The sequence below is a fragment of the Acinetobacter sp. 24-47-47 genome (genome assembly GCF_057737035.1).
The window spans coordinates 777,987-789,364 of sequence record NZ_CM173216.1 but is presented as its reverse complement, the minus strand read 5'-3'; the positions used below and the strand labels follow the sequence as shown (position 1 = coordinate 789,364).

Annotated in this window: 9 protein-coding genes; 4 read left to right on the top strand and 5 right to left on the bottom strand. The window is 37.4% G+C overall.

Features of this window, described 5'->3' with window-relative positions:
- Positions 1 to 164: 164 nt before the first annotated feature.
- The 3 genes from AC1M9E_RS03670 to AC1M9E_RS03660 all read right to left on the bottom strand — a co-directional run bounded on the left by AC1M9E_RS03670 (position 165) and on the right by AC1M9E_RS03660 (position 3,747).
- Positions 165 to 1,664 carry a cation:proton antiporter gene (locus AC1M9E_RS03670; protein ID WP_179998547.1) on the bottom strand — a complete coding sequence of 500 codons (1,500 nt, stop codon included), beginning with the start codon at positions 1,662 to 1,664 and terminating at the stop codon, positions 165 to 167.
- A gap of 204 nt (positions 1,665 to 1,868) precedes the next feature.
- A complete protein-coding gene (gene ypfJ / locus AC1M9E_RS03665) occupies positions 1,869 to 2,768 on the bottom strand; it encodes a KPN_02809 family neutral zinc metallopeptidase (protein WP_092767025.1) in 900 nt (299 codons plus the stop codon).
- 55 nt (positions 2,769 to 2,823) lie between these two features.
- The gene (locus AC1M9E_RS03660; RefSeq protein ID WP_488225037.1) at positions 2,824 to 3,747 is read right to left on the bottom strand and encodes a DUF808 domain-containing protein; all 924 of its coding nucleotides are present in this window, start codon (positions 3,745 to 3,747) and stop codon (positions 2,824 to 2,826) included.
- Positions 3,748 to 3,949: 202 nt separating this feature from the next.
- Between AC1M9E_RS03660 and trpS the strand changes: the two genes are divergently transcribed.
- The 4 genes from trpS (at position 3,950) to AC1M9E_RS03640 (ending at position 8,624) form a co-directional block, all read left to right on the top strand.
- Entirely contained in the window at positions 3,950 to 4,963 is a 1,014-nt protein-coding gene (trpS, locus tag AC1M9E_RS03655; protein WP_092767023.1) for a tryptophan--tRNA ligase, read from the top strand.
- A 387-nt stretch (positions 4,964 to 5,350) separates the two neighbouring features.
- Complete coding sequence (locus AC1M9E_RS03650; RefSeq protein WP_481607702.1) at positions 5,351 to 5,989, top strand: YqiJ family protein; 639 nt, start codon at positions 5,351 to 5,353, stop codon at positions 5,987 to 5,989.
- A gap of 18 nt (positions 5,990 to 6,007) precedes the next feature.
- Positions 6,008 to 7,717, top strand: coding sequence for a flotillin family protein (locus AC1M9E_RS03645; RefSeq protein WP_488225036.1), 1,710 nt, complete (start codon positions 6,008 to 6,010; stop codon positions 7,715 to 7,717).
- A 169-nt stretch (positions 7,718 to 7,886) separates the two neighbouring features.
- A complete protein-coding gene (locus tag AC1M9E_RS03640; RefSeq protein ID WP_481607704.1) occupies positions 7,887 to 8,624 on the top strand; it encodes a sulfite exporter TauE/SafE family protein in 738 nt (245 codons plus the stop codon).
- Between the two features lie 31 nt (positions 8,625 to 8,655).
- On the opposite strand, the gene AC1M9E_RS03635 is transcribed toward AC1M9E_RS03640, so the two are convergent.
- The gene (locus AC1M9E_RS03635; RefSeq protein WP_180028109.1) at positions 8,656 to 9,243 is read right to left on the bottom strand and encodes a 1-acyl-sn-glycerol-3-phosphate acyltransferase; all 588 of its coding nucleotides are present in this window, start codon (positions 9,241 to 9,243) and stop codon (positions 8,656 to 8,658) included.
- A 194-nt stretch (positions 9,244 to 9,437) separates the two neighbouring features.
- A complete protein-coding gene (locus tag AC1M9E_RS03630; RefSeq protein ID WP_035267987.1) occupies positions 9,438 to 11,039 on the bottom strand; it encodes an isocitrate lyase in 1,602 nt (533 codons plus the stop codon).
- Positions 11,040 to 11,378: the final 339 nt, after the last annotated feature.

Here is an 11,378-nt window from a genome sequence, read left to right as displayed (position 1 = left end):
ATGATGTAATTTTCACATTTTAATTTTATATTTCATCGATAAAATTCTGCGTAACTGAATAAAATATTTAAACAATATCACTGTTATCTTCTGCATTGATCATGCTTAATTCATAAAAAAAAGAGCAAGCACTATCATGCTTGCTTCAATTAAATATAATTTTTTTAGAAATTTTCGGGATTTTCTAACTTCTTCACCTCTTCAGCTTTAGCGGGATGATGGACGATTGCCACACCATCATCAGAAGTCCGATCTAATATCACTTCAGGATTATAAATCGTAATAATCTCATTACCTTTACTATCTTCACCAACAATATATTTAAATCCTTTACGATTAAGCTTATTACATAATCGCTGATATATTCCCTTTAAGCCCTCTTTTTCCTCATTAGGGTTGTAATAGAAAGCATTCATGACTGCTGGCAAACCTAAACCACATACTACGCCCGATAATAAAACAACAATAAAAGTATAACCAATCAAGATACTACTGTATTGCCTTAACTCTGGGACATTAGCAACCGCAAGAATTAGAGCCAATGAAATCCCCCCTCTTACTCCCCCCCATGATAAAATTGCTAGGCTACCGTTATAGCTTTTCTTACGAAAAGATGGGAAGAATGCAAAAGCCAGAAAGTTCGCAGCAAAACGTGAAATATGTAAAATTACAAATGCGATAATACCGCCAAGTATCATGCTGGCATTAAGATCAAGAATAAACAGCTCTAAACCAATTAAAGTAAATAAAAAAGAATTAATGATACCTTCAACTGTATGCCAAAAGTGATTTACTTCTTGGATTTCACGATTTTGTAAAATTTCTTTCCATTTATTACCAACAATAAGTCCACCAATCACACATGCGATTGGTGCTGATGCATGAGCAAATAAAGCAACCAAATATGAACCACAAGCCAGTAAAGCTGTCGTTAGGATTAATGATTCCATTTCATGCTTCCCGCGAAGCAATCGTAAAATCCCCCAACCAAATACCAAACCAATAATTACAGCTACCACAATTTCATAAAGGAGTGTTTGTAGTGTCAGCAACAGACTAAAATGCTCGCCTTCAAGCACATTCAACAATGTCATAAATACAGCGATACACATTGCATCATTGAACAGTGATTCACCCTCCAATTTCACCATTAAATGATGTGGTGCACGTACAGAACTGAGTACCCCTTTGATTCCGATTGGATCTGTAGCCCCTAAAGCAGAACCGAGTAATAAAAGTACGAGTATTGGTACAGGGTTACCAATCAAATATTGAAATCCAAATAATAATCCACCAAACAATGCTGCACACAAAACCAGAGCAATAGTGGCAAGAATACTAATTGGCTTCCAATACACTTTTAGATCAGACACTTTAAATTTCAATGCCGACGATGTAAGAATGAAGCAAATAACACCATTTACGAGAAAATCATAAAAATCAATATGACGGACTGCTTCTTCAATATTTGCCAAATTAATGGTGATAAAACGATTATCCCCTAATAAATTGGCAGCCCATTGCAGAATAAAGACAAAAATTGCTGAAACAATTGGCACCCCTATCGCTTGGGGAAAACCTAGAATTCGTTTATTGAATATGGTTGTGGCAATTGAGAGGGCAAAAACCACTGTAAATACTTGGAGAAAAAAAAAGTTGCCCATTTTGCACTCTATGATATGTTTTATTTAAATGAGATCATTTAAATTTTAAATGAAAAAACTATAGCCATTTATTTATTTTATATAAAGAATGTTTACTCGCAATCCCTTTTTTTTAAAGATGTGTAGCCTTCCTAATAAATTATTCCATTAGCAGGCTACATGTATTAACTTTGCAAAAAAATCAATCGATTCTGCTTGGTAGATTTAGATTGAGGTATTGAATGTATCACATTGGTTCACATCACCTGTTTTCATGCCACGATCGAACCAATACATTCTTTGTTGGCTTGTGCCGTGGGTAAAGCTATCAGGAACCACATGTCCTCTAGCCTTTTTCTGAAGATAATCATCACCAATCTTATGCGCCGCATCCATTGCCTCTTCAACATCACCTTGCTCCAAGAATTGAGTTCGTTGATGTGTATCTTTTGCCCACACACCAGCTAGACAATCAGCTTGCAATTCCAAACGGACTGATAATTGGTTCCCTTGAGCTTCAGTAGCTCGTTGTCTAGCTTGTTGGACTTGAGTTGAAATACCTAAAAGATTTTGAATATGATGTCCGACTTCATGCGCAATCACATAAGCTTGTGCAAAGTCACCAGCAGCATTTTGTGTAGATAATTCTGATTGATTTCGTTCACCCGATATACCCATTTGCTGACGCATATCTTTAAAAAAATCAGTATCAATATAGATTTTTTGGTCTGCAGGACAATAAAATGGCCCCATCGCTGACTGGGCTGTACCACAGCCTGAATTGACTACACCACTAAACATCACTAGTTTCGGTGCTTGGTATTGCATTCCCTGTTTTTGAAAAACGGTGGTCCATGTATCTTCAGTATCAGCGAGTACCGTACCAACAAATGCCGCTGTTTCTTGTTGCTCGGGTGTTGGGTTTTCAATCCCTATCGCTTGTTGCTGATTGTTAGAAGTCACTTGTTTAGTTGCCTGATAGGCTTGTTGTGGATCAACCCCAAAAAATTTCCAAGCAACAAATGCAACAACTAAACCGAGAATACTAATTCCACCAGCTTTAGCCCCACCGCCTCCACGGCGATCTTCTAAATTACTACTTACTCTCCGGCCTTTCCAACGCATAATCTCAGCCCTTTTTAATCATATAACTTCATATAATACGTTATTTCATCAAACTCTAAACTTTTCTAGCGTTCCATAGTTTTTGTATTCCTGAAACAACGACCAAAACGATAAGTCCTGCAATAAAACCTATGACAAAGTTTAAGAGCGTCGGGGTTAAAGCACCGATGATACTGCCTATATTTGGAATATGTTCAATATAATCGACGGAATCTTCAGTAAAATGATGAAATAATGGGATGGTATGATTAATAATACCACCACCAACCAAGAACATCGCGATTGTTCCGACAATGGTTAGTGTCTTCATAAGTTTAGGCGCAAAAGCAATTAAGCCCTGACCAATTCTCTGTTTCAATGTAGACGTTTGTTTGACGAGATAAAATCCCAAATCATCAATTTTAACAATCATAGCAACTAAACCATAAACACCAATCGTCATTAAAATTGCGATGACTGACAAGACTGCAACCTTTATTCCAAAAGTAGCTGCTGCAACTGTACCCAATGAAATCACGATAATTTCAGCAGATAAAATAAAGTCTGTTCGTATCGCGCCTTTGATTTTATCTTTCTCAAAAGTTGCTAGATCTACATTTAAGTTTTCGAGTTCTTTTTCGGCCTGTTCAGATGTTTTAGCTTTTTTATGGTGTAATGAGTGAATTACTTTTTCTACACCTTCATAACATAAAAATAATCCACCTAACATCAATAAAGGATTTATAAGCCAAGGTGCAATCACACTAATTAATAATGCTAATGGAACCAAAATTAATTTATTAACAAATGAGCCTTTTGCAACAGACCAAACGACAGGCAATTCACGGTCGGCTTTCACACCACTAACTTGTTGAGCATTGAGTGCCAAGTCATCACCCAATACACCGGCCGTTTTTTTTGCAGCCATTTTACTCATCAGCGCAACATCATCAAGAATGGTGGCTATATCATCTAATAGCACCAATAAACTATTTGCCATTATTGTTATCCTTCTTTGTTTTTTGGAATTTTATTCTTCTATTTCAATTTATTCTGTATCAACATTATTAATACTATCTCAAATAAGGCGTTTTTAATTCGATTCTTTCGATGCTTTATGCTGACATAAAAAAAAATAATGCCGTACAATATTGCGAAATTTTAAAAATTCAGCCCTAGTGTTGATGACTTTGGTATAGAAAATGAGTAATCAAGATAATCGCCCTGTTATTTTGACAGGTGACCGTCCAACTGGACAACTTCATTTAGGCCACTTTGTCGGTTCTTTACGTTCACGAGTAGGTTTGCAAGATTCCCATCACCAACATCTATTATTGGCTGATGCACAAGCTTTTACAGACAATGCTGATAACTTCGAAAAAGTTAGACGTAATATTATTGAAGTTGCAACTGACTATCTCGCTGTTGGGATCGACCCGACAAAAACAACAATTTGCGTTCAATCAAGCTTGCCAGCTTTGAATGAGCTGACCATGCTTTATTTAAACTTTGTCACAGTTTCAAGACTAGAACGAAATCCTACGATTAAGTCTGAAATACAAATGCGTGGGTTCGAGCGTGACATCCCAGCTGGATTCTTATGCTATCCAGTTGCTCAAGCAGCTGATATCACTGCTTTTAAAGCATCGATTGTGCCCGTAGGTGAAGACCAAATTCCAATGATTGAACAAACAAATGAAATTGTTCGTCGTTTAAATCGTCAGATTGGGCAAGAGCTTTTGCCTGAATGTAAAGCTTTGCTATCGAATGTTGGTCGATTACCAGGATTTGATGGTAAAGCTAAAATGTCTAAATCATTGGGCAATACAATTGTTTTAGATGCTTCTGATAAAGACATTAAAAAAGCTGTAAATGCTATGTATACAGATCCTAACCATCTTCGTATTGAAGATCCAGGTCAGGTGGAAGGTAATGTTGTATTTACTTATTTAGATGCTTTTGATCCAAATCCAGAAGAAGTAGCAGAGCTTAAAGATCACTATCGTCGTGGTGGTTTAGGTGATGGTACAGTCAAAAAACGCCTTGAAGGTGTTTTAAAAGAGTTGATCACGCCTATTCGTGAACGTCGTATGGAGCTTGCTAAGGATCCTGATTATATTATGGATATCTTAAAAACTGGTACAGACAAGTGTCGTGATATTACGCAAGCAACATTGGATGAAGTCAAAGCTGGATTAGGTGTTTTTAAATTTTAATCCCCAAAAAATAAGCACACTTAAAGCCGCATCACATTGCGGCTTTTTTTATGGCTATTTATTAACCTAATTAAAATTAACCTTCAATTAAACTTATTAACGTAATCTTACACGTTTTAACCCGACTACCAATGAGTTGCTAAATGAAATTGAATATCATTTAATTACTGTTATGAATACCCCCAAAATTCATAACATTTCTCCTTAACCGAAACTGTGTAAGCAGATTCGTTGTTCTGCGCAGTGATCACCCCAATCACTGCGTATTTTTTTATGTTGAATCCATTCAAAATGAAATCAATATTATATAATTGATAATTAGGTCACTTTATTTTATTATTTTGATTAAAATTTGTTAAAAATTCTAATATCTATAAGAGACTACCCATGTGGGACATGTTTATAAATCCGTCGAACCTATTCTTCAGTATTAGTATCTGCTTGATGTTTTTTATAGGCATTCTTGAAGTCTTTCTATTAATAACAGGTCTCAGTAGTCAAGGATTTTTAGAGCAATTTCTACCTAGTTCATTAGATTCTTCTCCTGAAATGATCGTTGACCATCAATCTAGTATTTGGATGCAATTTTTAGATTGGCTTTATCTTGGACGTATTCCTGTATTAATTTGGCTGATCATCTTTCTCACGACCTTTTCAATTGTTGGCTTCTTAGCCCAATCTATCATCCATCATGTATTTGGATCATTTTTAACAGTCTGGCTCATTACTCCACTGGTTCTTGTGGTCTGTATGCCATTCGTACGTCTATTCTCAAAATGGATAGCAAAGATCATCCCTAAAGATGAAACCACAGCAATTCATAGCGACGATTTAATTGGACTTCGAGCAGAAATCGTTTTAGGCACTGCTCGACTGCACTATCCTGCGCAAGCAAAACTCAAAGATCGCTTTGGTCAAACACATTACATTTTAGTCGAACCTGAAGCTGACGAAATATTCGTACAAGGTCAGCAAGTCTTACTTACACAACGTAGTCTCAAAGGCTTTCAAGCCATTTCACAATAAATCAACTTAGAGAAAAAAATGTTTAGTTCAAGTTTTTATCAAATTATTATAATTGCAGGACTTATTCTCATTGCGCTGGTTGTCAACGGAACCATTATTGCAAGACTATATAAACGCTCAAGCAAGGAAGTTTCATTTGTCAGAACTGGTTTTGGTGGGGAAAAAGTTATATTGGGAGGTGGTGCAATTGTACTTCCTGTTTTACATGAAGTCATTCCTGTCAATATGAATACCCTTCGCTTAGAAGTTAAACGTGCAGCTGATCAAGCCTTGATTACGCGTGATCGAATGCGTGTAGATGTGATGGCTGAGTTCTATGTTCGTGTTAAGCCAACAGCTGAATCGATTGCTACCGCGGCACAAACTTTGGGTCAAAAAACCATGTCACCAAATGAATTAAAAGATTTGGTTGAAGGTAAATTTGTAGATTCCCTGCGTGCAGTAGCAGCAGAAATGGCTATGGAAGAGTTACATGAAAAACGTGTCGACTTCGTTCAGAAAGTTCAACAAGTTGTTTCAGAAGATCTGTTCAAAAATGGTTTAGAACTCGAAACTGTATCTTTAACAGGTCTTGATCAGACCAGCTTTAAATTTTTTAATCCACAAAATGCATTTGATGCAGAAGGTTTAACAAAATTAACAGAAACTATTGAAGATCGTCGAAAAAAACGTAACGATATTGAACAAGATGCTGACTTAGCCATTAAAGCGAAAAATTTAGAAGCTGAACAAGCACGCCTTCAAATCCTGCGTGAAGAAGAATACGCAAAGATGCAACAAGAGCGTGAAATTTCGATTCGAAAAGCTGAACAACTTGCTGAAATTGCAACACAAGAAGCTGCCAAAAAGCGTGAGGCAGAAGAAGCCCAAATCGCTGCAGAACGTGAAATTGAATTAAAACGTATTTCAGCTGCACGTGATGTCGAAAATCAAAATATTCAAAAAGCACAAATTATTGAACAAGCGCAAGTAGAACAAAAGAAAACCATTGAACTTGCGGAACAAGATCGCGCAATCGCGATTGCCGAGAAATCTCGTGCTGAATCTGAAGCCAAAGCACTTGCTGACCAAGCCCGTGCGCAAGCAGTGAAAGCCGAGGAAGAAGTTGTGACTGTTCGTGAAACACAGCGAGCTGAGCGTATTAAAGCGGTTGAACTTGTTGCTGCAAAACAGGCTGCAGAAACTGATGCTATTTCAATTACTGTGGCTGCCGAGGCATCAAAACAAGCTGCTGTAGATGAGGCTGAAGCTGTGCGTACTGCGGCTGAAGCAGAAGCAGAAAAAGTTCGCCTAAAAGCTAAAGGTGAAGCTGATGCTAAAATTTTATTGGCTCAAGCTTTAGAAAAACAATACCAAGTCGATGCTGAAGGGACACGCGCAGTCAATGAAGCAAATAATATCTTGTCGAGTGAACAAGTTGAGATGCAAATTCGTTTGGCACTTTTGAAGTATTTGCCTGAAATCATCCGTGAAAGTGTTAAACCAATGGAAAATATTGATGATATCAAGATATTACAAGTGAATGGTCTTGCTGGCATTACTGGCACCACAACTTCAGCTGATCAATCAGATCAATCACAATCCGTTGCACTTTCAGATCAAGTGGTGAATAGCGCACTCAGATATCGTTCGCAAGCCCCTCTTATTGACAGCTTAATGAGTGAACTCGGTATTCAGGGTGGAGACATCAACGGTCTAACACAAAACCTAAAACCTAAAACCAATTAATAATAAAAGCCCTGATTTTCAGGGCTTTTATTCGCTTTACTGCTAGCTATTGCTGTTCTTATTATTTTTAAGATAACAAATATTATTTTAGGATTGATCAGTTTTCCTTATCCGACGATCTCATGCATTTTTCTTTTACTCCTGCTTTAGCAATTGATGCAGTCACCTTATGACGTTATGTATCTTTATTCTAGGCGCAATTTTTGCTGGATTTATTCAAGGTCTCACAGGTTTTGCCTTCGCTCTTATTGCGATGTCTTTTTGGGTATGGATTCTACCGCCTCAGATCACCGCCCCCTTGGTCGTTTGTGCATCACTATGGTGTCATATCATTTCAATGTATAAAGAACCAAGAACCTTTATAAAGCCCTCTATCGTTTGGGTCTATATTATCGCTGGCTTAATTGGGGTACCTTTGGGTACTTTTTTGCTTCATTATATCAATGCAGACACGTTCAAATTACTACTTGGGATATTTTTATTAATTTGGTGTCCACTCATGTTTTTTAATCCGCAACTACATTGCTTAAAAGATACCGAACTCAGGATGGACGGCTTGATTGGTTTTTTGGGTGGAATTTTAGGTGGGCTCGGTGGATTCTGTGGTGCAATTCCCTCAGCTTGGGTGATGCTAAAACAACTTCCTAAACATGAGCAACGCAACATTCTTCGACATTTTAATTTCGCCATTCAACTGTTTACTTTGCTCATCTATTTATTTAACCAGACCATTAACGTAAATCACTTGTCCTATTTGTGGATTTTGATCTTCACGGTCAGCCTACCAGCGATCATTGGAGCAAAAATTTTTTATCAAATATCTGAGCAAAAATTTAAGTCGATTGTCTTAACTTTATTGTTTTTTTCAGGCTTTATTTTAACCTTAAACGCAATTTTCTTGTATTAAAAAAGGCAGATTGTTCTGCCTTCTCCATATATTAACTGTTGTGTGAATATCGTTGGTCAACACTAAATTTTTCGGGGAATTTAGCTGAAATCTTTGAATAAAATTCCATAATTTCTGCCATATCCACTTCTATATCTCCAGTAGGATAAATAATTTTACCTACACCGCATTTTTTTTGACTGTAATCCATATATGCTAAAGCGATTGGGACATTCGCTGTAATTGCCACATGGTAAAAACCCGTTTTCCATTTTTCTTGTTTTGACCTTGTTCCCTCGGGCGTCACCAACATGACCAATTTTGGATGATCTTTAAAAAGATCTGCCATTAATTGCACCATGCTTGGTCTTTCCTCTCCCTCTTTCTTTGGTCGGCGATTAATTCCGATCCCTCCCATAGCCCGGACAAAAGGACCAAATGGAAACTTCATATAGCTGTCTTTAATTGTAATTCTGACATTTACACCTAAAGCTTTGAGCGCTAATCGCGCGTATAAAGCATCCCAGTTACTGGTGTGTGGTGCAGCAATCATGACACATTGGTCTAAATCTAAGGGCCAATGGTTATCAATTTCCCAACCTAATGCATTTAAACTCTGTTCAGCAAATTTTTCAAACATATAAATATACAAATGTAAATTTTCGGGATTGTAACAGCTTTGGCATTACTTTTATTCAAAATATGTATTAGGTTTTACTACCGCTGTTTTTCTATCTATACATCAATTAAATTGGCTCATGTATTTAGTTAAATAATTTCATTAACAATAAAAAAACCCTGCTTACGCAGGGTTTTTTTGAATTAGTTCAGTGCTTATGCAGAGAATTGGTTCATTGTATTTTTCGCATCGTCACCCGCTTTAAGCGCGTTGTCGCCAGCGAAGATTTCTTTATGGTCATCACCGATGTCTGAACCAGCCATTGCTTGATGTTTAACACAAGCGATACCACCACGGATTTCTTTACGTTGTACACCAGCAACATAAGCCAACATACCTTCAGAACCGAAGTAACCTTCTGCAAGCTCATGTGTAGAAAGCGCAGCAGTGTGGTAAGTCGGAAGTGTAATCAAGTGATGGAATACACCTGCTTCACGAGAAGCATCAGCTTGGAACGTACGGATCTTCGCATCAGCATCAGCAGCTAATTCAGTATTGTCATACTCAGCGCTCATTAACTTAGCACGGTCGTAAGCAGATACGTCTTTACCTTCAGCAACCCAACGGTCGTAAGCTTGTTGACGGAAGTTTAACGTCCAGTTGAATGATGGTGAGTTGTTATAAACAAGTTTTGCATTTGGCACAACTTCACGTACACGGTTCACCATGTGAGCGATTTCTTCAACGTTTGGCGTTGCAGTTTCGATCCAAAGAAGGTCAGCACCGTTCTGTAAACTTGTTACACAGTCAAGTACAACACGGTCAATTTGAGTACCTTCACGGAATTGATATAGACCAGAAGCTAAACGCTTAGGACGGTGTAATTTACCATCACGTTTGATTAGGATTTCGTCTTCTTGCGCTTCTGAAATATCAATTTCAGTAGTGTCTAAGTAGCTGATGTATTGAGAAGCGATATCGCCTGGCTCTTTAACCACTGGGATTTTTTGAGTCAAGTCAGCGCCTTCAGAGTCAGTACGTGCAACGATGATACCGTCGTCAAGACCCATTTCTAAGAATGCATAGCGAAGTGCATGGATTTTCGCAATGAAGTCTTCGTGTGGAACAGTTACTTTACCTGCTTGGTGACCACATTGTTTCGCGTCAGAAACTTGGTTTTCGATTTGAAGTGCACATGCACCCGCTTCGATCATTTTCTTTGCAAGTAAGTAAGTTGCTTCTTCGTTACCGAAACCAGCATCGATGTCGGCAATAATTGGCACAACGTGAGTTTGGAAGTTGTCGATTTGTGAAGTGATTTCAGCAGCTTTAGCAGTATCACCCGCTTCTTGCGCTTTTTTAAGTGCACGGAATAAGTCGTTTAATTCTTTTGCGTCTGCTTGACGTAAGAATGTGTAGATTTCTTCGATCAATGCAGGAACTGAAGTTTTTTCGTGCATAGATTGGTCAGGAAGTGGACCAAACTCAGAACGAAGTGCAGCAACCATCCAACCAGAAAGGTAGATGTAACGGCGTTCAGTAGTGCCGAAGTATTTTTTGTTCGCAATCATTTTTTGTTGTGCGATGAAACCATGCCAGCAACCCAAAGATTGAGTATATTTGCTAGAATCAGCATCATAAGCAGCCATATCACGACGCATAATCGCAGCTGTGTATTTCGCAATATCTAAACCAGTTTTGAAACGGTTTTGAAGTTGCATACGTGCAGCATCTTCAGGACTGATGTCTGCCCAAGTGTTGCCGAATTTTGCTTTTAATTCGCGGATTGCATCAATCGCTGTTTGGTATGTAGTCATGATATTTTACCCTGTATATAATTTTAGGATTTATCAATCGAAGGACTAAATCTACTCGGTATTAATTGTTCAGATTTAGAGCGCTTCGTTGCTATGGACTTAGCTTAGATTGACTCTAGAAATTAATCCAATATTTTCGTTTAATTCTCAGTATTTATTTAAAAAATATGTAGATTAAAGTCGTAATATAAATGAAATACCATTCAATAAATTATTGATTTTAATAAAATTTATAAAATAAGTATTTGTACACTTTTAACACAATTTGAGTAATTCTTATTCATTAGACTTAAGTATCAAGCTCACAATTACGTTTATTTTTTCTTCAAACATCTTTAG